Source organism: Pseudorhodoferax soli, assembly GCF_003337555.1.
Taxonomy (GTDB): Bacteria; Pseudomonadota; Gammaproteobacteria; order Burkholderiales; family Burkholderiaceae_C; genus Pseudorhodoferax; species Pseudorhodoferax soli.
The window spans coordinates 309,963-333,038 of the sequence record NZ_QPJK01000005.1 but is presented as its reverse complement, the minus strand read 5'-3'; the positions used below and the strand labels follow the sequence as shown (position 1 = coordinate 333,038).

16 protein-coding genes are annotated in these 23,076 nt (G+C 67.9%); 6 read left to right on the top strand and 10 right to left on the bottom strand.

Annotated elements, in window-relative coordinates:
* Positions 1 to 114: 114 nt before the first annotated feature.
* From DES41_RS19420 to DES41_RS19400, 5 genes are all read right to left on the bottom strand, one after another.
* Positions 115 to 2,349, bottom strand: coding sequence for a bifunctional diguanylate cyclase/phosphodiesterase (locus DES41_RS19420; protein WP_114469299.1), 2,235 nt, complete (start codon positions 2,347 to 2,349; stop codon positions 115 to 117).
* 328 nt (positions 2,350 to 2,677) lie between these two features.
* A complete protein-coding gene (locus DES41_RS19415; protein WP_114469539.1) occupies positions 2,678 to 3,661 on the bottom strand; it encodes a Bug family tripartite tricarboxylate transporter substrate binding protein in 984 nt (327 codons plus the stop codon).
* Between the two features lie 59 nt (positions 3,662 to 3,720).
* Complete coding sequence (locus tag DES41_RS19410) at positions 3,721 to 4,815, bottom strand: Zn-dependent alcohol dehydrogenase (RefSeq protein WP_114469298.1); 1,095 nt, start codon at positions 4,813 to 4,815, stop codon at positions 3,721 to 3,723.
* 287 nt (positions 4,816 to 5,102) lie between these two features.
* Complete coding sequence (locus DES41_RS19405) at positions 5,103 to 6,839, bottom strand: alkaline phosphatase D family protein (protein ID WP_114469297.1); 1,737 nt, start codon at positions 6,837 to 6,839, stop codon at positions 5,103 to 5,105.
* Positions 6,840 to 6,965: 126 nt separating this feature from the next.
* Entirely contained in the window at positions 6,966 to 8,858 is a 1,893-nt protein-coding gene (locus tag DES41_RS19400) for an alkyl/aryl-sulfatase (RefSeq protein ID WP_114469296.1), read from the bottom strand.
* A 186-nt stretch (positions 8,859 to 9,044) separates the two neighbouring features.
* On the opposite strand from DES41_RS19400, the gene DES41_RS19395 reads away from it, so the two are divergent.
* Positions 9,045 to 9,251, top strand: a complete 207-nt coding sequence (locus DES41_RS19395) for a hypothetical protein (RefSeq protein ID WP_114469295.1) — start codon at positions 9,045 to 9,047, stop codon at positions 9,249 to 9,251.
* Between the two features lie 19 nt (positions 9,252 to 9,270).
* Here DES41_RS19395 and DES41_RS19390 read toward each other — a convergent pair whose 3' ends face one another.
* Complete coding sequence (locus DES41_RS19390; protein ID WP_114469294.1) at positions 9,271 to 10,182, bottom strand: LysR family transcriptional regulator; 912 nt, start codon at positions 10,180 to 10,182, stop codon at positions 9,271 to 9,273.
* A gap of 310 nt (positions 10,183 to 10,492) precedes the next feature.
* Here DES41_RS19390 and DES41_RS19385 point away from each other — a divergent pair, with 310 nt between their 5' ends.
* The gene (locus DES41_RS19385; protein ID WP_114469293.1) at positions 10,493 to 11,086 is read left to right on the top strand and encodes an alpha-ketoglutarate-dependent dioxygenase AlkB; all 594 of its coding nucleotides are present in this window, start codon (positions 10,493 to 10,495) and stop codon (positions 11,084 to 11,086) included.
* 51 nt (positions 11,087 to 11,137) lie between these two features.
* Complete coding sequence (locus DES41_RS19380; protein WP_114469292.1) at positions 11,138 to 11,458, top strand: hypothetical protein; 321 nt, start codon at positions 11,138 to 11,140, stop codon at positions 11,456 to 11,458.
* Positions 11,459 to 11,521: 63 nt separating this feature from the next.
* On the opposite strand, the gene DES41_RS19375 is transcribed toward DES41_RS19380, so the two are convergent.
* Both DES41_RS19375 and DES41_RS19370 read right to left on the bottom strand, forming a co-directional pair.
* Entirely contained in the window at positions 11,522 to 15,571 is a 4,050-nt protein-coding gene (locus tag DES41_RS19375; protein ID WP_114469291.1) for a diguanylate cyclase domain-containing protein, read from the bottom strand.
* Positions 15,572 to 15,980: 409 nt separating this feature from the next.
* Entirely contained in the window at positions 15,981 to 17,672 is a 1,692-nt protein-coding gene (locus DES41_RS19370) for a sensor domain-containing diguanylate cyclase (protein ID WP_170168229.1), read from the bottom strand.
* 492 nt (positions 17,673 to 18,164) lie between these two features.
* Here DES41_RS19370 and DES41_RS39125 point away from each other — a divergent pair, with 492 nt between their 5' ends.
* Together DES41_RS39125 and DES41_RS19360 are read left to right on the top strand one after the other, a co-directional pair.
* Positions 18,165 to 18,584, top strand: coding sequence for a TraR/DksA family transcriptional regulator (locus DES41_RS39125; protein WP_114469289.1), 420 nt, complete (start codon positions 18,165 to 18,167; stop codon positions 18,582 to 18,584).
* 250 nt (positions 18,585 to 18,834) lie between these two features.
* Complete coding sequence (locus DES41_RS19360) at positions 18,835 to 20,394, top strand: cytochrome P450 (protein WP_114469538.1); 1,560 nt, start codon at positions 18,835 to 18,837, stop codon at positions 20,392 to 20,394.
* A gap of 75 nt (positions 20,395 to 20,469) precedes the next feature.
* Here DES41_RS19360 and DES41_RS19355 read toward each other — a convergent pair whose 3' ends face one another.
* Together DES41_RS19355 and DES41_RS19350 are read right to left on the bottom strand one after the other, a co-directional pair.
* Positions 20,470 to 21,021, bottom strand: coding sequence for a hypothetical protein (locus tag DES41_RS19355; RefSeq protein ID WP_245965777.1), 552 nt, complete (start codon positions 21,019 to 21,021; stop codon positions 20,470 to 20,472).
* Positions 21,022 to 21,079: 58 nt separating this feature from the next.
* Positions 21,080 to 21,400 (bottom strand): hypothetical protein, encoded by a 321-nt coding sequence (locus tag DES41_RS19350; protein WP_245965801.1) that lies wholly within the window; start codon positions 21,398 to 21,400, stop codon positions 21,080 to 21,082.
* A gap of 183 nt (positions 21,401 to 21,583) precedes the next feature.
* Between DES41_RS19350 and DES41_RS19345 the strand changes: the two genes are divergently transcribed.
* Positions 21,584 to 22,963, top strand: coding sequence for an NAD(P)/FAD-dependent oxidoreductase (locus DES41_RS19345; protein WP_170168228.1), 1,380 nt, complete (start codon positions 21,584 to 21,586; stop codon positions 22,961 to 22,963).
* Positions 22,964 to 23,076 lie beyond the last annotated feature (113 nt).

Genomic DNA, 23,076 nt, shown 5'->3' with positions numbered 1-23,076 from the left:
GGCGTTGGCTTCGTCGCCCGTTCGCGCGCGGATATGGCTGCAGGTCGCGCGAGGTTTGCATTCCCCCTCTCTCCTGCCGGCAGATGACTGACCGCTGCCCAAAGGCCCAGCGACTCAGAGACGGGTGCCGTCGGCATCTCCGGCGACGGTGATCGTTCCTTTGCCGCGGCGCTTGCCTTCCAGCATCTTGTGGTCGGCGCGGTCCATCAGTTCTTCGGCTGTCTCATCCGGAGAAGACAAGGCCACGCCCAGCGTCGCGCCCACCTGCGAAACAGCGCCGTTGACGACGAACGGCTCTCGAACGGCCAAGCTCACACGCTCGAGAATGGCCGACCATTCCTCCCCCTCGATGTTGGTCAGGATCAGGACAAATTCATCACCCCCGACCCGTGCAGCGGTATCGGATGCACGCACCTGTCTCAGCAGACGGCGTGCGACTTCCTTGAGCAGTGCATCGCCGGTTTCATGCCCAAGCGTGTCGTTGACAGCTTTGAAACCATCGAGATCCATGTAGCAGATCGCAACGCGTGTTCCCTCCCTCTGGGCCGTTCCAAGTGCTTGCACCAGCCGGTCCTTCAACAGCAGACGATTGGGCAGTTGGGTGAGCGGATCATGGAACGCCGCGTGTGCGAGATGGTCATGCGCCTCTCTCGCAGCAGTGATGTCGACGGCCAACACCAGGACGCAGTTCTCCGCAAACCGCACGGCCCCGAAATCGACCCACACTGCAGCACCATCCTTCTTGCGCATGCGCAACTGCGTGCGGTACTGCGATCCGCTCTGTAGAACGCTGTAGGCTTCTTTGCCGATGAAGTCATGGGTAGCGTCGTCCAGATAGATGACCCGGGTTGGCAATCCTGCCAATTCTCCCGATGCATACCCGAAGACGCGTTCAAAGGCTGCATTCCTCCAACTGAAATGCCGGTCCTCGATCTTGGCCATGCCCACCAGCTCGTTCTCCAACATCGCGGTCTGTTCAACCACGAGGCGCTTGATGTCGCTCACGTCTCGGGCGGAGCCAAAAACCAGGAGCTCTCCGCCAATGTTCACGGCCCTCATCTGCAGATCGACGTCGATGACGGTGCCGTCGTCGCGCCGGTGCTGGACGTCGACCCTCTGATGGTCCCTGTCCTTGAGCTTGGAGAGCCAATGGGTGACGCGCTCCCGGTTCTGGTTGGCGTCCCATTCCGAGATGTGCTTGCCCAGCAACTTCTCGCGGGTGGAGCGCAGCATTTCAGCGAAGGAGTCGCTCATTTCCACGAGCACGCCGTCGCTGTTGATGATGTGGATACCGTCGCCAGCAATCCTCAACAGGACGTTGGTGCGCTCTGTCTGGTCGGCCAGAGCTTGCAGGCCGTGGGCCACCTTGACGCCTGAGCGGTATGTCGCAAACGTCGCGAGGACGACGAGACACCACAAGAACCCAGCCAGCGCCGAGTGCGTCCACACCTGGTCGCGCCAGGCTTGGAAGAATCGGCTGTGACTGACGCCCGCATAGACGGTGAATGGCCAGTCACCGACCGCTCGGTAGGCCGTTGAGCGCATTTCACCGTCGATGGCAACCTTGGAGACGAAGAATCCACTGGCACTGTTCTGCGTCGCGGCGCGTTTCAATGCGTCAGAAACAGCCGTTTCGCCGACATCGGGAAGAACCAAGGCACCAGGAGAGTGGCGCGCCACAAGTGCCAGGTCGCGGGCGCGCAGCGTGACCGCATCCTTCTCGCCGAGGTCATACTGGCTGAACAACCTCTGGAAATGGTCCACGTTGACACTGACGTAGAGAATGCCGGCGAACTCTCCTTCGATCGTCAGCGGGCGGATGAAAACCAGGACCCAATTGCCCGAGACGCGCGAACGCACCGGCCCTGCGACGAGCGTCTGCTCACTTGGCCGCCGCTGCGCCTCCATGAAGTACGGTCTGTCCGATACGTCCATGCGCTGACCTGGCGGCAGTCCCGTTCCCCACTGGACCAGTCCGGACCTGTCGGTCAACCTGAAGGCCTCGGCTCCGGGCAACAGGTTCAAACGTGTTTGCAGTATTTCGTCGACCAGCGGCGTCGTTGCTCCAGCGCCCGGTTTGAGTCGCTGCACCTCATCTGCGGTTGCCCGCAGAACCGCATCGATCAGGTTGAGTTCGCTGCCCACGTTGGCCTGTGCGATGGTGGCAATCCCTTCCGCCAGGCTCTGTGCTTGTGACTCGTACGACTGCTTCGATGCGTTGTGCACCGCATACATCAGTGCCAGAAGAATCAGAGCAATGGCCACATTCGCGCCGACCAGCAGGGTGGATAGCTTCTTCTGCTTTTGCGAAAGGCGATCGACCAGCGCCTGTGGATTGGCTAAAGACATCGCAATAGTCCCCTGTCAACACTTCGCGGCATCAACGGCGAGCACCGCCCCGTCGACACGTTGTCCACGCACGATGCCGCAAGGCGCAGCTGCGGCCATGCCATGGCCTGCGCTTCAGCATAGCTGCAAGCAAGCAGGTGTTGAAGCGAAAGTGAAGCGCCGGCACCTCCGGGGTTCGATGCGTGGGCGCGCTGCGTGGGCAAGCGCTGCAGGACGCCTTCGGGGCAGGGGCGCGGTACGCGGGATGGCGCAGCCGTTGCGCTTGGCCGACTGGCCTGATCGGCGCCACCGCCGGCCACGCGACCGAAGCGGCGTTGCGTTTCGGTTGCTACTCGTTCGTGAGCTTGGCCATCTTCGCCAACCCCTGCCAGGTCGCGATGTCACCGGCAACCGTCGCCGCGAACTGCTCGGCCGTCAGGATCGGCGGCTTGGGCATGTTCAGTGCGGCGAACTTCTTTTGCGTCTCTTCCGTCGCCAAGATGCGGTTGATCTCCTGGTTGAGCCGCTGCACGATGGGCTGCGGCGTCCTGGCCGGGACGAACACGCCGTACCAGCCGTTCACGTCGAACTTGTAGCCCTGTTCGGTCAGCGTGGGCACCTGCAGCAGCGCCGGGCCGCGGGCGGTTCCCGTCACGCCCAGCGCCACCAGCTTGCCGGACTGGATGTGCGGCACCGGCGAGGCGATGTCCAGAAAGCCCACGCTGATGTTGTTGGCCAGCAGGTCGTTCAGTTCGGTGGCCGTGCCCTTGTAGGGCACGTGCGGCATGTCCAGCCCGTAATGGGCCTTGATGCCTTCCATGGCCAGGTGGCCGGTGGAGCCGCTGCCCCAGGTGCCGTAAGACAGCTTGCCCGGGTTGGCGCGCGCGTGGCGCACCATGTCCGCCAGGTTCTTGAAGCCGCTGGCGGGGTTGGCCATCAGCAGCACGCCGCTGGCGCCCACCTGGGCCACGGGCAGCAGGTCCTTCTGCGTGTCGTAGGGCATCCTGGGCAGCACGATCGGGCTGATCGCGATGGAAGAGGACGGCGACAGCAGCATGGTGTAGCCGTCGGGTGCGGCCTTGGCGACGAAGTCGTTGCCGATCACGCTGTTGGCGCCCACCTTGTTCTCCACGAAGACCGACTGCTTCAGCGCGTCCTGCAGCGGCCCGGCCAGCATGCGCGCGAAGATGTCCACGCCGTCGCCGGCGGCGCCGGGCGCCACCAGGCGGATCGGCTTGTTCGGCCAGGCGTCGCCCTGCGCCAGCGCCGGGGTGCCCAGCAGGGCGAGCGCGGACGCCAACAGGGTCCGCCGGTGGATCTGAACGCCGTGCATGCAAGTCTCCTCGTTGTAGAAATCGATGTCGCCAGGGCTGCGCGGCGCGCCTGCCACGCTCACCCGCCCACGCCGTCGAACACGATCACGCTGCGCGCCACCTCGCCGCGCTGCATGGCGGCGAATCCTTCGTTGATGTCTTCCAGCCGGATGCGCCGCGACACCATGTCGTCCAGGTTGAGCCGGCCCTGCAGGTACAGCTCCACCAGGCGCGGGATGTCGTCGCGGATGCGCGCCGAGCCCAAGGCGGAGCCGCGGATCTTCTTCTCCAGGAAGAACTCGCTGCCCTCGATGGAAGCCTTGGCGCCGGGCGCGAACAGGCCGACGATGGTGGCCGTGCCGCCCGGCTGGAGCATGCGGAAGCACTGCTCCACTGTGGCGGGCAGGCCGATGCATTCGAACGAGAACTCCACGCCGCCCTGTGTCATCTCCTGCACGCGGGCGACCACGTCGCCCTCGCTCGCCAGCAGCGTGTCGGTGGCGCCGAACTTGCGGGCCAGCTCCAGCTTGCCGGGCACGTTGTCGATGGCGATGATGCGCGCCGCACCGGCGATCTGGGCGCCATTGACGGCCGCCAGGCCCACGCCGCCGCAGCCCACCACCGCCACCGAGGCGCCGGCCGGCACCTGCGCGTTGCGGAACACCGCACCGGTGCCGGTGATCACGGCGCAGCCCAGCAGCGCCGCGCGGTCCAGCGGCATGTCCTTGCGGATCTGAACCAGCGCGTTGCGGTGCACCAGCATCTTCTCGGCAAAGCCGGACAGGTTGAATACCTGGCTGACCGGCTGCTCGCCATGCGACAGGCGCCGCGCCTTGCCGGGGGGCTGCTTGACCTCGGTGTCCATGCACAGCGCGAAACGGCCGCCCAGGCATTGCCGGCACAGGCCGCAAAAGACCGACAGGGCACCGACCACGTGGTCGCCGGGTTGGAGATCCCGCACGCGCTCGCCCACGGCCTCGACCACGCCAGAGACTTCGTGGCCCAGCACGCCAGGCAGCGGAATCTTGCGCATGCCCTGCATGTAGTGCAGGTCGCTGTGGCACAGGCCGACGGCGGCGGTTCTCAGCAGCACCTCGTCCGGCCCGGGCGCGGCAATCGCCACCTCCTGGATCACCAGCGGCTGGCCGAACTCCTGCAGAACTGCTGCTCTCATCAGATGCGTCTCCCATCGGTATGTCGCGGCCACGGCGGCCGGATCGCGGCGCAGTATGGAGCGGCATCTGCCCCTGCAAACCGCAGTTTCTGCAACCATGGTTTGCATGCCGCGGTGCGTTGCGGGCCGGTGCGGCGGCCGCGAAGCGGGCACGGCCGCACACCGTGGGGCGGTTGGGAGGGCGGCCGGTGCAGGCGAATGAGGACCGCTGCGCGGCCCGACGGCCTGCAGGCGCGCAGGCAAGCGCGTGGCGATCCGCCGGCCTCACTGCGCCGAAGCGCGCACCCTCAAGCGTCGAGGATGGTTCTGTTGCCGCTGCCCGGCAAGGTGCGCAGGGTCTTGACAGTGCGGGCCTGGTAGTCGCGGCTCCAGACGGTGTCGACCTCCACCCATTCACTGCGTGCCTCGGCGGGCGTCAGCGTCAGCACCACATAGCCACGGTGGCTGCACTCGGCGTAGCGCAGGTCCGGAACCATGTCGGGAAACGCGTCCTCCAGCACGGCGCTGGAGATCAGCGGCAGCGCACGCTCGAAGCCCGGCGAGCTGACCGATGCGGTGGCAAATTCCACGCCCACGTGGCCGCCCGCGGCATCCGTCAGGTCGCTGGCCCACGCGTTGTGGGTGTCGCCGGCCAGCGAGATCAGGTTCTTGTCCAGACCGCGTGCCGTGGCCAGCACCGACTCGCGCGCGGCCGGGTAGCCGTCCCAGGCATCGAGGTTGTACGGCGCGCGTCGCTGGTTCACCAGCTCCCGCTGCGAATCGCTGCGCAGCGGTTCGGGCGTGGCCTTAGCCAAGGTGAATTCGGCCAGCGTCTCCAAGGTGAACGACGAGGCGACCGACAAGGGAATTTCCATGCGCGCCATCAGCACCTGCTGGCCCAGCACCTGCCAGGTTGCGCTGGACGCCGTCATCTGAGCGGTCAGCCAGTCCGACTGCTCGGTGCCGAGCATCTGCCGCCCTGCCCCAAGCCCCGCGCCTTCCAGGAAGGCGGGCAGCGTGAGCTGCTCGTCGCGTCCGATGAGCCGGGTGTCCAGCATGTGCAGCGACGCCAGCGTGCCGAAGTCGAAGCTGCGGTAGATCTTCAAGGGGTTCGCCGCATCGGGTACGCGGATCGGCAGCCATTCCTGCCAGGCCTGCACCGCTGCGGCGCGGCGTTCGGCAAAGCCTCCTTCGGAGGATGCATCGTGGTTGCCCGCGCCCGCCGACCACGCGTTGTCGGCCACGTCGTGGTCATCCCACACGGCGATCAGCGGGACGGCCGCGTGCAGCGCCCGCAGGTCGGGGTCGGTCTTGTACTGTGCATGCCGCCGCCGGTAGTCGGCCAGGGTCAGGATCTCCTGCCGCGGGTCGGACTCGCGGTCGATGACGAAGGCCGTCTGCGACGCATAGCCCAGCAGGCCGTACTCGTAGATGTAGTCGCCCAGGTGCAGCGCGGCGTCGATGTCGCCACGCTTGGCCACGTCGGCATAGACGTTGAAGTAACCCGCGGGAAAGTTGGCGCACGACAGCACGGCCAGCTTGACCTGGCTCACGCTGCCGACGGGCAGCGTCTTGGTCCGGCCGATGGGAGAAAGCTCCGCCCCATGCGAGAAGCGGTAGTAGTACGTGCTGGACGGCTGCAAGCCAGTCACGTCGACCTTGACCGTGTAGTCCTGTGCAGGCCCGGTGGTCACGGTGCCGCGCCCCAGGATGATGCCGAAGTTGGCGTCGCTCGACAGCTCCCAGCCCACCATGAAGGTGCCCGGTGCCACTGGCGAAACGCGCGTCCACAGGATCACGCGGTCTGCGAGCGGGTCGCCACTGGCGACGCCATGCTTGAAGGCCTCGCTCGCACTTTCCGGCGGTGGCGGGTCGCCGCTGTCGTCATCGCCTCCGCCGCCGCCGCATGCCGACAGCGTGGTACCGGCGCCGACGGCCATGGCATAGAGCATGGCGCCGCGGATGAAACGGCGGCGTGACAGCGCCGCATCGGCCGTGTGGTCCGGCAGCACAGTCGCAGTCCCCTCGGGCATTTCGTGGTCCATCGGTGTTCTTCTTGTGAGGTGCGGCGGGTCGCCGGCAAACCGATGGGAGCGTTGACTGCAGATGCTGCGCACGCAGCAGGCTGGCCGGCTGAGATCGCGTCAGTCCGTTCTTACAGCCGCGCATCCCTAAGGCTCCACGATGTTGAACATCGGGTCGAACTCGTCCAGGCACTCCACGAAGCTGCGGAACAGCGCCGCATTCCCACGCACATCGAGCTCCTGTTGGTCCAAGGCCGCGAGCAAGGCGCTGCGTCCCGCCGACAACTGGCCCAGCTGCTCGCGCGACATGCGCACCACGGCATCGGCTTCAGCGCCATGGCTGCCCGGCAAATGGTTCAACGCGCCGTTGGACAAGGTCAGCCGGTGCGTGTCCACACCGGACGCATCGCTCAGCTGCCAGTCGAAGCGCGCCTTCAGGCCTTGCGCCTTCGGCCCGTTGACGCGAATACCCAGGTACTCCAGGAAGCTGCCGAAGGGCAGGATGGACACGATGTCCGGGCTGATCGACACGCCCTTGGGCGCGGAGGCGGCCGAGCGGCTGCGCAGCTCGCGTGCGGCCAGCAGGTACGAATTGCGCCAGGTGGCCGACTCGGCCTGGTAGCCCATCTGCTCCATCGCATCGGCCGACAGTTGCCGCGCCGCCTGGTGGCCGGGTTCGGCGAACACCACGTGGTTCAGCGCCTCGACCACCCAGCGGAACTGGCCGGCCTCGTAGTCCTGCCGCGCCCTGGCCACCACCGCATCGGCACCGCCCATGTACTCCATGTACTTCACGGCGGAGGCCGCGGGCGGCAGCGGGTTCAGGTTGGCCGGATTGCCGTCGTACGGCCCCAGGTAATGGGCGTAGACCGCGTGCACGTTGTGCGCCACGGCGCCGTAGTAGCCGCGCGCAAACCATTGCCTGGAGAGTTCGCTGGGCAGCATCAGCTCTTCGGCGATCTCGCGCGGCGTGCGGCCGTGGCTCATCAGGCGCAGCGTCTGGTCGTGCAGGTAGCGGTACATGTCGCGCTGCCCTGCCACGTACTGGGCGATGCGCTCGCTGCCCCACACCGGCCAGTGGTGCTGCACGATCAGCGCGTCCACCCCGGGCACGAAGGCGTCGAGCGCCTGGTCGAGGTAGCGCGCCCAGGCCAGTGCGTCGCGCGTCTTGGCGCCCCGCAGCGGGCAGAGGTTGTGCATGGTGTGGCAGGCGTTCTCGGCCAGGTTCAGCACGCGCAGGCCGGGGTAGTGCATGTTCATGTCGGCCGGCGCCTCGGTGCCGGGCGTGAGGTGGAACACGATCTCCACCCCGTCGACCACATGCCGCTCGGTCGGCTCGCGGATCAGCAGGGTCGGCGCGACGAAGCCGTCGCCGCCACGGCCCACGGCCTTGCCCAGGCCGCTGTCCACATGCGCCATCGCGCCGGGCTCCAATGACCAGCCGAACTGGAACAGCGCGCGCCGGCGCATCGGCACGCCGGCCAGGATGGATTCGGAGAACGACTCTTCGGTGAAGCCGTTGGGGGCGATGACCTTGACGCCCCGGCGCACGTCGTCCGGCCCGATCACGCCGCGCACGCCGCCGTAGTGGTCGCGGTGGCTGTGGGTGTAGACCACGGCGACGACCGGGCGGTCGCCGCGGTGGGCGCGGTACAGCGCGATGGCCGCGCGCGCATGCTCGGTGAACTGCAGCGGGTCGACCACGATCACGCCCGTGTCGCCTTCGATGAAGGTCACGTTGGCCAGCGAAAAGCCGCGCACCTGGTACACGCCCTCCTTCACCTCGAACAGGCCGTGCACGGCGTTCAGCTGCGACATGCGCCACAGGCTGGGGTTGACGGTGTCGGGCGACTCGCCGGCCAGGAAGCCATAGGGCTTCATGCTCCAGGAGACGCCGCCGCTGTCGGCGTCGATGTGCGCGTCGGGCAAGGTGGCGATGAAGCCGCGGCGCACGTCCTCGAAGTCGCCGCGGTCGCTGAAGTCGAGTTCGGCACGCACGCGAGCGTGCGCGGCCAGGGTGTCGGGATGGGCGGGTCGCATGGTGGTTCTCTCTTCTGGACGCTGGCTGACGGCTCGATGGTGTGATCCTGGGCAAGCGCTTGGTGGCAAGGCAGCACCCGGGCCTGGATCGTAGGAAGCGCCGTGCCGCAAAGCCCACCGCGTTGTGCAAAGCAACTTTGCGCCTGAGCGCGCGCCTGCACGCACCGTTCTCGCCACACTGCGGCCATGAACAAGCGCCAGATGATCCGCATGGCCGGCGCCGCAGTGCTGCTGGCGCTCGCGCACCAGGCCAGCGCCCAGACCGAGTTCCCCACGCGGCCGGCCTGCTACTTCACGCCCGGCACGCCACAGCAGTTCGCCGCCTTCCTGGCGGCCGAATCGCGCAAGCTGCAGGCCCTGGTGGAAAGCGGCGTGCGCATCGACGTCGAATGACCGGGCCCTGCCCTGCCGGTCAGCGCGCCTCAGGCTCGCGCAGCGCCTCGGCCATGAAGTCCACGAAAGCCCGCACCTTCAGCGGCAAGGCGCGGTTCTGGCGGAACACGGCGAACACGCCGTTGGAGAACTGGCGCACGGCAAAGCGATAGTCCGCCAGCAGCCGCACCAGCGTGCCCGCCTCGATGTCGGCCCGCACGGCCGGTTCGGACAGCAGCGCGACGCCCATGCTGCCGATGGCCGCCAGCCGCAGCACCTCGCCGTTGTTGGAGCTCAGCACGCCCTTGATCGGCAGCGCGTGCTGCACGCCCTGCCCGTCGATGTACTTCCACGTCGTCGACTCCTGCTCGCGCCGGTAGGTCAGGCAGGGCAGGCGGTGCAGGTCGTCCGGGTGGCGGATGTTCGGATGCCGCTTCGCGAACGCCGCACTGGCCACCAGCACCTCGTCGCTGCTCAGCAGGCGCTTGATCACGAAGCCCGAATCCGTCGACTCACCGGTGCGGATGTCCACATCGAAGTCCTGCTCGATGATGTTGACGGGGTGCTCGGACAGCTCGTACTCGACCTGGATGTCCGGGTACTGTTGGGCAAAGCGCGGCAGCAGCGGCGCGATCACGCGGATGCCGATCTGCGTGCGGGAATGGATGCGCAGCCGGCCCTCGGGCCGCTTGAGGGCGTCGCGCGCGGCCTGCTCCGCCTCGGACATGGCCTCGAGCACACGCTCGGCATGTTCCAGGAAGGCCTGGCCGGCCTCGGTCACCTTGAGATTGCGGCTGGTGCGGTCGACCAGCTGCACGCCCAACTCCTCCTCGAGCGCCGTGATGCGGCGGGAGATGGTGGCCGGCGACAGGCTCAGGCTGCGCGCCGCGGCCGAGAGGCTCCCCTTCCGTTGGGTGATCACGAAGATCCGCAGCGAGTCGAGTGATTTCATCTGGAGCGGCTTCGGCGGCGTGGTGACAGGCTTGGGCGGCGCATGTTACCCAGCGGCGCGGACCGGCTTGCAAGCCGCGATGCCGCAGGAACCTTGTAAGTCGACGAAGGCATTTCCGCTGGCTCCAGGCAGCGCTGCCGGAAGTTCATCGGAGCGCAAGGAGGTCTTGGCAGCGGGCAGACATGGAGAAAACGATCTGCTCTAGAATTACTGTGCATAACTACAGTATTACCACTAGAAGCCTGTGCGTGGCGGCGGCATTGGATCAACGCATCGTGCCCCCACCGGCGCCTCGCTTCGGCAACGCAGCATGCAGAACGACTTGTTCGCCGCCCAGGAGGTCGTGTCCATACCCGGCCTTCGGTACCAGCCCGACTTCCTGTCACGGGAGGAAGAGGCGCAACTGCTCGAGGTCATCGGAACCTTGCCGTTTCAGCCAGCGAAGTACAGGGAGTACACCGCTCGCCGCCAGGTCGTGAGCTTCGGCGGCAGCTATGACTTCGAGACGAACACGTTGCGGTCGGGAGCTGCATTGGACGAGCGCCTCGTGCCGCTGCGCGACCGCGTTGCCACCTGGCTCGGCGTGCCTCCTCGCCAACTGGTGCAGGTCCTGGTGGCCGAGTACGCACCGGGCACACCCCTGGGCTGGCACCGCGATGTGCCTGATTTCGAGGCCGTGGTTGGCGTCTCGCTCGGCAACGATGCCGTGCTGAGGTTCCGGCCCTACCCCCCTGACGACGCAGCCAAACGCCACGCCCTGCAGCTCGCCGTGGCTCCGCGGTCCATCTACAAGATGGAAGGCGCTGCGCGCTGGGGCTGGCAGCACTGCGTACCGCCCGTGAAGGCGCACCGCTGGTCCGTCACGTTTCGCACGCCCGTGGCACGCCCACTTCGACACGCGTGACCGCCGAGCGTGTGCGGCCCTGTGGGTCTGAACCGGCAGCCTTCCACCAGGTTGCTGAAGATCCGGGAAGGCTCCGAAGCTGAAACAAAGTGTGTCATCTACATTCCGGGCGTGTCGTTCCACCTCCCCTCCCAACTGCTGACGCCCGCTGAGGCGCAATGCGCCGCCGATGAACTGCTCGGGCTACGCCGGCGCGTGGAGTGGTCCGACACCGCCGTCAACATGGCCACCGTGTCATTGGCGCCCGATGGCGCGGTCGCCGTTCATCTGCTCGGAAGCATGGAACGTCACCCATCGGTGGCGGCATTCCTCCAGGCTTACGGTCTAACCATGAGCGGCAAGGACGCTTCGGAGCGGCAGCAGACGGCGTAGATCCGGCAATATGCGGCGGGCTGGCTCCGGCACGCACCGCGCACGACCCGCGCTAGCTTCGCGCTAGACCCATCTGCCCCGACCGCCGGCCTTTGCCTGGTAGAGCATGGCGTCGGCGCGCTTCACCAGTTGCTCATACCCCTCGCCCGGCGCAGCGCCAAAGGCGATGCCGATGCTTGCGGTGATGGTCAAGCTCACCTGCCCCACCGTGAATGGCTGCCCGATCACCGAAAGAACCTCCTCGGCTGCGGCATGGCACAGCGCCTCCGATGGCACGGCGGAGAGGATGACTGCGAACTCGTCACCGCCAACGCGAGCGACACCGTCGTCAGGCCGGACAACCCGGCGCAGCCTCTGCGCAAACTCGCGCAGCACCTCGTCTCCGACCGGGTGGCCGTGCGCGTCGTTCACCATCTTGAAGTGGTCCAGGTCGACATACAGCAGGCCGACGCGTTGGCCTCTGCCGCCGGCAGCTTCCATCTCCAGATAGCGTTCGAAGCCTCGGCGGTTCAGCAGGCCAGTCAGCGGGTCCCGCTCGGACAGCTGGAGCAGGCGATTCGCTTCCTCGCGGTGGCGGGTGACGTCCTGTGCGACGGTGACATAGCCATTCGCAGAACCATCGGCAGTTCTCAGGGGAATGAAGCTCACCGCCACATGAACGGCAGGAATCCGGCCGGGAAACGACTTCTCGAAACTCACCGTCTCACCGCCGAGGGCCCGTTCGATCCACGGCAAAGAACGTTCGTACTCTGTCCGTCCAAGCACTTGCAGGCTGGTTCTTCCGACGATCTCGGAGCAGTCCACCCCGAACCAGTTCTCGAACGCCCGGTTGACGAACAGATAGCGCTCGTCTGGCCCGTTGACTGCAATCATCGCGGGGACAGCCTGCGCGACCGCCGCGAGGACTTCGTCGTGGTTCGGTGCCGCGCCTGCCAGCACGGGCAGGAGGTTCGAGGGCAGCTCCGAGCTCACGGCAACGTGGCGTTGGGCAAACAGTTCCAACTCGTCCAGTGGCATGGGACGGGCAAACAGGTAGCCCTGGAAGCTGTCGCAGAAGTTGGCGACCAGGAAGGCGCGTTGATTCTCGTCCTCGACTCCCTCGGCCATCACGGTCAGTCCCAGGTCATGGCCCAGGCTGATGATGCTCCGCACGATGGCGGCGTCGTTGCTGTCGGTGATGACATCGCGCACGAAGGCCTGGTCGATCTTCAGTTGGTCCAACGGCATCCGCGTGAGGTAGGACAGCGATGAATATCCCGTTCCGAAGTCGTCGAGCGACAAGCCGATGCCCAGCGAGCGCAGTTGGCGCATCTTCTGGATGATGGATTCCATGTCGTAGACGAGCAGGCTTTCCGTCAGCTCGATCTTCAGACGCGAAGGCCGCACGCAGTGGCGCCGCAGGCACGCATCGACCTGCTCGACGAAGTCGTCTTGCCGGAACTGACTTGCGCTGACGTTGACCGACAGCGTGACCGATGCGAGGAGGTCCGCGGCCGGCGCGTCCTGCCATTTCGCCAACTGCTGGCAAGCTTCCTCCAGGACCCACGCACCGATGCTGAGGATCAGTCCCGTGTCTTCGGCGATGGGAATGAACCTCGCCGGAGAAACCATCCCTCTTTCCGGGTGCTTCCAGCGCAGCAAGGCTTCGGCGCCGGTGAACCGGCCGTCTCGTCGCAACTGCGGCTGGAAGTGCAAGACGAACTCACCACGCGCGACGGCATGGCGCAGGTCCTTCTCGAGAGCGGCCCTCTCCGATGCGGCGGTGTGCAGCCGAGGATCGTAGAACCGCACGACGCCGCGGCCCACCGATTTCGCCTGGATCATGGCGAGGTCGGCATGCTGCAACAGCTCTTCGTCGCTGAACGCGTTGCCGAAGAACGGCGCAATGCCCACGCAGACGGAGGCCATGTGCACGAACTCCTCCAGCCGGAAAGGCGACTTGAAGGCCTGGGCGATGTTCCGCGAGACCTGTCCTGCACGGGCCTGGGCGTCTTCCAGGCTGCCTTGCGTCGGGGCCAGCAGGACCACAAACTCATCGGCACCGATGTGAGCGACATAGCCCGTCGGCATCACCGCGGTCTGCAGCCTGTTCGATGCGAGCTTGAGAAGAAGATCGCCCTTGCTGTGGCCAAGGGTCTCGTTCACCAGCTTGAACCGGTCGATGTTGATGAAGAGAAGTGCCCCTGCCCCATCGGCTTTCGAGCTGCCGATGCGACTCGCGCGCAGGGTCGCGTTGAACGACTGCCGGTTCGGCAATCCCGTCAAGGTGTCATAGAACGCGAGCCGGTGAACAGCCTCTTCCGCCTGCTTGCGCCGCGTGATGTCCGTGCTGATGGACAGGACGGACTCCGGGCGCCCCGCGTCGTCTCGCACAAGGGTCCAACGCGTCTCGACCTGCACCAGGCTGCCGTCCTTGCGCGGATGGATCGCTTCTCCCGACCATGCGCCGTCCTTCAGGAGGACTGAATGGCGGGCCAATTTTTCCGCGAGGCTCCCGGAGCCGAATTCGGTCGCGTCGCGCCCGATCATCTCTTCCGCGCCCCAGCCGAAGATGCGTTCGCAACCCTGGTTCCAGGTCAGGATCCGGTGGTCGAGATCGCGCACATAGATCGCGTCCTGTGCTTTGTCCAGCAGCGACGCTTGGCTGCGAATGCGGGCATCGGACTGCAGCCGCTGCAGCTCCGCGGACGCGCGCGCTGCAAAGATGCGGAGCATCGCTTCCACGAACTTCGACTGCGGCTGGGCTGCCCGGTACAGGACCGCGATGAACCCGATGGGCTCTCCCTGCACATCGTCCAGCCGATGCATCGCGAACGCCTCGGCACCGACCTGCTGCGCCAGCCGGGCGTCGGGATACGACATCACGCCGAGCTCTCCAGCGAACAAGACCTCGGTCGTCTGCATCTGCGATGCCAGCGCGGGGGCGACATCGAAGTCGGGCAGATGGAGTTGCCCATTGCCGGAGGTCGCGCAGCGGCTTTGGCATCTGCTCAGGCTGCCAGGAAGAAACCTTGCCAGCTGGCCCGCCTGTGCCCCGGTCGCCTCGACGAGGCCTTGGACGAGGTGCTCGAAGAAATCATCGCCCGTTCTGTGCGAGACCGCGGAGCCGACCGACAGGACTGCCTGGTGAAGCCGTCGCTGCTCGTCCTGAACGCGAAGGTTCTCGATGCCGAAAGCCACGTCGTCTGCCAACGACTCCAGAAGAGACAACTCGCTGGGGCCGACATGCGCGACCGCTGCCGAGTAGAAGCACATCGCCCCGAGAACCGTGCCTCTGTGTCGCAGCGGCAGGCTGACGATCCCGCGGTAGCCGATCGCGTCAACGCTGGCCTGCCAGATGGGGAACGAGGCGTCTTCTCTCACGTCGAACGTCACGTCGGGTTTGCCGGCGCGAATGGCGCGGCCTGCCGAGTTCTTTCCGCTGTCGCCCTGTGCGGCCCAGGACAGCTCTGCCTCGAGGACGAGATGTCCGTTCACGCCGGCCACTGCTGCGGGCAGAACGGTTTTGTCCTCGTCATGCTGGGCGAAGCCTATCCATGCGAGCACATATCCACCCACCTCGACGGCCACCTCGCACACGCGCTTGAGCAATTCCTCTTCGTTGATGGCGCGGATCAGGGCCTCGTTGCAGGCGCTGAGCATGCGTTGGGCCCGGCTGGCTTGTGCAGCGAGCCGCTGCACCTCCATCTTCTTCGTGAGGTCGAGCACGTGAAGAACCCGGGCCGAAACACCCTCGTAGCCGATGGGCGTGCTCGATATCTCGACGTCCAGGGGCTGCCTGTTCTTGCGGGCGTGCAAGCGGCGAAAGAACTGCGTGGGCTGCTGGAGCGGAAGGCTGCGCACGAAGGCGGTCGCATCCTCCTTCGCGCGTTCTGCCTGTCCCGACGTGCCTTCGGACCACAGCTGTGGAATCTCCAGCTCGCGGAACTCCGCCTGCTCGTAGCCGTACAACGCGACTGCCGCACCGTTGGCAGCCAGTATGCGCAGCGTGTGCGCGTTGTAGATGATGAGCGGCCGGGGGCTGTCATGGAACAAGGCCCGAAAGAGATCCCCGACCGTGGCCGCGGGCTCCTTGGTCTGGGTGACGGCAGCGGATGCGACTGCTTGGCTCACGGTGGCGATAGGGGGTTGATACGGGCGTCCACAGCAAGCGCGCAGTGCTGCACCGCGCGCGTCGCGTGACCCGTTGCATGGGCAAGGTTCAGGTGCGCGCAGTCTAGAAGACCCGGGCCCCGAAAAGCGGAAAAAGTTCGCTCAGTGGACAAATTTTCTTTGGGATTCGCGCGAAATCCGTTCGAATGTCAGCGTGGCCGATGGGGCAGGCCCGTGCGTGGATGAGGCGCGAGGGGCCGGTCACGCCCGACCTCGCCATACGGCAAAGTGCGCGGCATCGACGTTTCATTCCGAGAGGAAGCGAACCCTGCGGCAGCTGCAAGGTCTGCCTGAGGTAGCTTCCACAGCCCCGCATTGGGCTGTGCGTCTCAAACCCGGCGCAATGCCTGTCCGGACGCGGTGGTGCAGGTCAACCCGCGCCGCCCCCTCGCTCGGCAACCACCTGGCGCGGCGCAGCCTCATACGAGGACGTCGACGCCTCGACGAATCGGTTGCGGCCCCCGTGCTTTGCCGCATAGAGCGCCCGGTCTGCCAATTCCAGCAAGGCGTCGGCCGACTCGACGGGCGAGCTTTGGTAGAGCGTTGCCACGCCGATGCTTGCCGTGACCTGTCCCGGCGCCCCGCCCACGGCCACGGCGCGAACTTCTTCCAGGATCTTCGTTGCAAGACCCACGGCACGGGCCTTCTCGGTCGCAGGCAGCACCAGCACGAATTCCTCCCCGCCCAGGCGCACCGCCAAGTCCCCCGCACGTTCGGCGAATTTCTGAAGCACGGCGCCGACAGAACGCAGGACGTTGTCGCCCTGCTGGTGCCCGTGGACGTCGTTGAAGCGCTTGAAGTGGTCGATGTCCAGCACGAGCACCGTCAACGGCATGCCCTCGCGCAGCGCTCGCCGAAACTCCAGACCGAAGACCTCGTCGAGCTTGCGCCGATTGGCCAATCCTGTGAGCGCGTCGGTCGTGGCCAAGGCCTTCAACTCGGCCTGCGCCCGCTCCAGCTTCTCCTCGACGGCTTTGCGCGCATCGATGCCGCGCAGGTTGACGATGCGCCGAGCCCCGTGCGCGTCGGCCTGTCCAGGCAGTTGCCGCACGCGTCCCTCGACCCAAACATAGGAGCCGTTCTTGTGCTTCGCACGAACGCGGTAGTCGGCCTGCATGCGCTCGCACTGCGGCGGCGCCGCAGGCGCGACGAGCAGGCCGAAGTCCTGCGGGTGGCAGAACCGCGCCACCGAGCGCCCCACGACGTCAGCGGCAGTCCACCCCAGCAGCTCTGTCAACGATGGCGAAGCGTAGGCGATGGTGCGGCCCTCGATGGACAGGATGAGGTCGCTGGAGAATTCGGCAAGCAGCCTGTAGCGGCGCTCCGCCTCCGCCAGAGCGGCCTGTTGGCGCCGCTGGTCCGTGATGTCGCTGTGCTCGAAGTACCCGCGGCCGTCGACCTCGCCACGCTGCTCCACGACGCGGACGAAACGGTCGCCAGGCAGCGCCAGCTCGAACGGAGCGCCCGAGCAGCGCTGGTTCTCGCGCAGCGCGAGCATGCTCTGCAAGAACGCCCCGTCGCCCTGCTGGCCTTGCCATGCGTCTCGGTAGATGGCCTCGAACGACAGGCCCACGGCCGTCTCGGCTGAACGCAGGCCGTAGAGTTTTAGGAAGGCCTGATTGGCCCACATGCAGCGGTCGGCCAGGTCGACGATGAGAACCCCGTTCACCAGCCTCTCCAGCACGGCCGTGGCATTCAGTTCGGCCAGCTTCTGTGTGCTCGGCACGTGGTGCGTCTGCACTGTGGCCAGCCGCGCCACCCTGCGCCACACGCGCACACGGCCGAAGCGTCCCATCTCGAGAGAGGACACCCGCACGCGGGCATCCCGGTGGTCGAACTCGTATGGGCGGCGCTGGGCCCGGTGCCTTGCAAGGCCTTCCTCGATGTAGCGGCCGATGTGCACGCGCTCCGGCTCGGTCAGGCGCCCCGCGTAGAAACGGCGCAGGTTCTCGGCGTAGGGCTCGCCCGCGTGGATCTTGCCGTCGTGCTCCGGAAAGATCTCCAGGAAGGTGGCGTTCCACGCCAGGGTGCGGTCTGCACTGTCGAAGGCGCAGTACGCCACCTCCAGGCCGTCCAGCGCCGCTCCAAAGGCATGCAACAGCGTATCCAACATCGAACGGACTCCAGGTGCCCTGCCGGCCCGTCGGCAAGGGACGCGAAAGAGTGGGAAAGAGGCGCCACCGGGCCGTTCGGCAGGCCGCAGGGTCCACGAATGCCGCGTCGAGCCCGGCCGGGCTGCAGGCACAGCACAGGAAAGGCTGAGGAGCGGGCTACCACGCCGCCCGATTGTCGGGGCGCGGACAGGCGAACTCCAGCACGCGCACGGTGCTGACACATTTCGTTGCTCGGTCGGCGAATTCCGTTTCTGACGGACGGTTGACGGTATTCGGCGCGGGGCCGATCTGCATCTGGGGCGCCAAGTCGGCCCGGTTGCTCGGCACCGGTGGTCATCGGGTCGGGTCCAGCGCGTCCTCGCGGTTTCGCCAGGTGGCGCTCGGCAGGGGTCCGCGGGGGTGGTACGCCGTTTGCCGCAGCAGGCCACAAGGAGACCGACGTGACCTCATTCACCGAAGAACAGACCGCTGAACTCGCCCGCCGCCTCGAGGAGCGCGCGGCGGAGCTGGAAGACGAGATCCGCACGCTGAGCGACGAGGCCGGCGACGCCTCGGCGCAGGCCGCGCTCAGCACCACGGGCGCGCCGAACGATCCCGCCGACGAGGCCGACCGCGGCGAGCAGGCGATCCGCACTGCCGTGCGGCACGCCGAGAAGGAGCGCGACCAGCAAGAGCTGCGGCAGATCGCCGATGCGCGCGAGCGCATGCGGGCCGGCGACTACGGCCATTGCATCGACTGCGGCGTCGACATCGCGTTCGAACGGCTGCAGGCGCTGCCCTCCGCAGAGCGCTGCATGCCGTGCCAGGAACGCCACGAGCGCGAGCGCCCGGTCACCGTGCGGATCTCGCTGACATCGTGACTCGCACGGCCGTGCGGTACGCGGCCGCGCCGTAGCGCTGCGCCAGCACGCCAGGTCCCCATCCCAGGGCCGGCTGGCCGCGGCTGCGCTGCGCACGGGGCGAGACACGGGCGAGAAAGCAACCACCCGCACCGGCATGGCTGGCTGGCTGCAAGAATTTCCGCTGGCCCGGGAGATGCGCGTTCGCCGGTCGGCGCGGCGCAGCGGCCTGGGCTGCCCGCTGCGGGAACGTGCCTTGCCCCGCCGGCGCATGCCGCCAACCACCTCCTCCGCCGCAGCGCCCCGCCACGGGGTCGGACAGCTCCAGGCCTGGGACAGCACGCTGGCCTTCGCCGCCGATCCCTACCGCTTCATCGCGCGCGCCTGCGCGGCACAAGGCACGCGCGGCGTGCGCGGCCGCCTGCTGCTGCAGCCCACGGTATTTCTGACCGGCGCGGCCGCAGCGCGCGTGTTCTACGAATCGCCGCAGCTGCTGCGCCACGACGCCGCGCCCGGCGCGCTGCTCGCCACACTGATCGGGCGTGGCGGCGTGCAGACGCTGGACGGCGCTGCGCACCGGCACCGCAAGGCGATGTTCCTGCACCTGCTGCGTGGCCCGGCGGTCGGCGCGCTGCTGCAGGCGGCCGAGGCCCGCTGGACGCGCTGCGTGCAGATGGCGCACCACGGTGACACCGCAAGCGGCCAGGCGCTGTACCCGCTCATGCAGCACTGGCTGTTCGAGACGGCCATGGCCTGGGCCGGCGTGCCCATGCCGCCTGCGGACGAGCGCCCGCGCTGCGAGCGCGCCATGGTTGACCTGTTCGACAGCGCCGCATCCTCCGTGCCCGGGCACCTGCGGGCGCGCGCGTCGCGCCGGTGGCTGCAACGCTGGCTGGGCCGCTGCATCGAGGATGCACGCGACGCCAGGCCGGTGTTCCGCGCCGACGGCGCTGCGCTCGCCATCGCGTTGCACCGCGACCCGGACGGTTTGCGGCTGCCCACCGAAGTGGCGGCTGTTGAGCTGCTCAACGTGCTGCGCCCCATCGTCGCCGTGTCGGTCTTCGTCACGTGGTGCCAGCACGCGCTGTTGCTGCACCCGCATGCGCGTGCGCTGCTGGACAGCGACAGCGGCGTCCTCGCGTTCGTGCAGGAGGTGCGCCGCTTCTATCCGTTCTTTCCTGCGGCGACGGCGCGCGTGCACGGCGCCTTCGACGCGGACGGCCTGCACTTCAGGGACGGCGAGCGCGTGCTGCTGGACCTGTACGGCACCAGCCGCGACCCGCTTTGTTGGGAGCAGCCGGACGAATTCCGCCCCGCGCGCTTCCTGCAGGCGGCGCCGGGCCGCTACAGCTTCGTGCCGCAGGGCGGCGGCGATGCCGCGCTCCACCACCGCTGCCCCGGCGAAGACTTTGCCGTGGCCTTGATGGCGCTGGCCGTGCGCCGCCTGGCCGGCACCCGCTGCAACGCCGCCACGGACGACCTGTCGATCGACATGCGCCGCCTGCCGGCCCTGCCGCGCATGGAACTGTGCGTGCGCGGCCTGGGTCCCGTGCCCGACACCGACACGCCGCCCGGCGAGCCGACGCAGACCCTGCACACCAGCGTGCGGCTGGGTCGCGCCCGCGTCTTCGTGCAGATCCGCCCGGTGCCACCGCTGGACTGGCGGGGCATGCTCGACACCACGGCCCAGCAACGCGTGGCCATCACCCGGTACGCTGCGGCGGCGCTGCGCGAGGGGCGCCACAGTGTCTGCCTGCGCGCTGTGCCGGGCAGCGTCTCGCTGGACGATGCGCCAACAGCGCCAGCGCCAGGGCCTGCACGCCGGCGCTGAGCCCGGTCGGCCGATCGCGGCCCGGGCCAGGCCGCTCGCGCGCACCCGCCGACGGGCGACGCCCCGCAGCGCCGCTCATGGGCCCGTGCCGGCACGCCGGTGGCGCACGCAGCGCCACAGCTCTTCCAGCAGCGGGCCGACATTGAGCAGCAGCACCGCACCGATGAGGGCAGCCAGGTAGGAGCCCGGCAGCGGATGCCGTCGCCACCGCAGGCCGCCCTCGCCGCCGTCGACTCCCCCGCCACTGGCAGCGGATGCGAGGGCCAGCAAGAGCAGGCCCGCGACAGGCAGGACCTCCAGGAAGCTGTGCACCATCTGTTCGAACGGCGCCACCGCGCGGCGGCCGACGACGAAGCGCAGCTCCAGCCAGACCGTCAGCTCGTGCGTGGCGATCAGCAGGGCGAAGATGGCGAGCACGGCCACCGTCGGTTCCAGCAACAGCCCCATCAGGGCGGCACCGCCCATTTGCGCGAACATCGCCAAGTGGAACGACGACTCGCGCACACCGCCGGTGCGTTCGATCGCCGTGCGCCGGTGGCAGCACCAGTCGAGGAAGCCGGCCGCCACCCACAGCGGCAGGACCACCACCATCCACAGCGCCAGCGCCGGGTTGTCGACGGGGGTCATGGCCGCGCGCCCGGCAAGCCGGCGTTGCAGATGCCGCAGATGCCGCGCAGCATGCGGCTCAGCCGCTGCCCCGGGGCGTGCGGCCGGCGCCGCCGCCGCCCTTGCGGGCGGAGACCTGGTTCTGCGGCCCTGCGCCCATGGTCTGCCGGTCGTGCCGGCTGGCCGGGGTGCGTCGGCCCTGGTTGGTCTGCGATGGCGCCTGCTGCCCGGTCTTGTTGTGGTCGTTGGCCAGCTTGCCCGTGCCGGGCTCCTGCGCGTCGGGCCGATGGCCTTGCTGCCCGGCGCTGGCCTGCAGGTCGGCCGGACTGCCGACCTGGTGCTTTTCCGGGTGTTTCTGGCGCGACTGCTCATCGCGCAGGAAATCGTGCTTCTTGGTCATGCGCATCTCCATGAAAGGGTTTGGGCGTCCACACCGCTTGCAGACGCCACCCACGACTGCGGGGCAATTCCGATGCCGCGGCACGACAGCCGCTGCCGGCCGGGCACCCGGATTGCCACCGCCAGTGCAGGCAGTGCCAGGTCCAGATCCGTGCGGAAAAGTCGGCTTGCCATGGAAGGAGCCATGACCTTGCATCCCTTGCTGCGCCAGCGTGCGCCCGTGCCCGCCGGCGTACCGCCCCGCGCCTCGGCGCCCGTTCCTGCATACGGCCTGTCGCCCACCGTGGTCGTCGGCGGCGGTGCTGCTGGCCTGGAACTCGTCACTCGGCTGTCCCGGGCACGGGCCGGCGCGGCGCCAGCGCCGGTCGTGCTGGTCGACCATGGCCTGGGCCATGTCTGGAAGCCGCGGCTGCACGAGATCGCCACGGCCATGCAGAGCCGGGCAGGCGCAGAGACTTCGTACCTGGGCCATGCGCGTGCGCACGGCTACCACTTCGAAATCGGCACGCTGCAGCAGGTCGACCCGGTCCGGCGCAGCGTGCGGTTGGCGCCGCTGATGGGAACCGATGGCCGGCAAGTGCTGCCGGAACGCGCCATCTCGTACGGCAGGCTGGTGCTGGCCCTGGGCAGCGACGAGAACGACTTCGGCACGCCGGGCGCGCGCGCGCACTGCCTGTTTCTCAACAACACGGCACAGGCCCTGCTGCTGCGCGACGCCCTGCTCACGGCGGCCTTCCGCATCGCCCGCCACGAGCAGCCGGAACTCTCGGTGGTCGTGATCGGCGGGGGGGCCACGGGGGTCGAACTCAGCGCGGATATCCACCATGCGCTCGACGCGCTGTGGGAGCACGAACCGGGGCTGGACCGCTCCAAGGTGCAGCTCACCCTCGTCGAAGGCGCCGACCGCCTGCTGAGCGCCAATCCGCCGCAGGTGTCGGTCTACGCCGCCGGCGCGCTGAGAGCACGCCGGGTGGAGCTGGTCCTGGGCGACCGCGTGGCACGCGTGGACGACGCGGGTGTGGTGCTGACGAGCGGCCGCCGCATCGATGCGCAGCTGCGCATCTGGACCGCCGGCATCCAGGGGCCGCGCGTGTTCGAGCGGATGCCCGCCCTGCGGCGCACGCGGTCCGGCCGGGTGCAGGTGGACGAGCGCCTGCGCTGTGCCGGGCTGGAGCATGTCTACGCCATCGGAGACTGCGCTGAATGGACCGATCCCGCCAACGGCCGCCCCGCCCCCTATACGGCACAGATCGCGTCTGCCCAGGCCGCGTACCTCGCTGGGGCGCTGCACGACGAGGCGCGCGGACGCCGCCCGGCGCCCTTCCGTTTCGCCAGCGCGGGGGCCATCGTGTCCCTGGGCGACCGCGGCGCGGCTGGCAACCTGACGACCCGTTTCGGGCGCCACAGCCGCGAGCAGATCGTGCAGGGGCTGAGTGCCAAGCTGGTCTACGCCTGGCTGTACCGCCGGCACGAACTGGCGATCCACGGCTGGCGCGGCATGCTGGCCAGGCTGCTGGGCGACTGGCTGGAAAAGACCTACCAGCCCACACTCAAGCTGCACTGAGGACATGGCGCGGCGGAACGCAGCGCAGCGCGGCGTGCGGCCGGTGCCTGTCCGCCCAGCGGGTACCGAAGTTGCGGCAAGATTTTCCGCCGCAGCGCAGCGGCCAGCCCGTT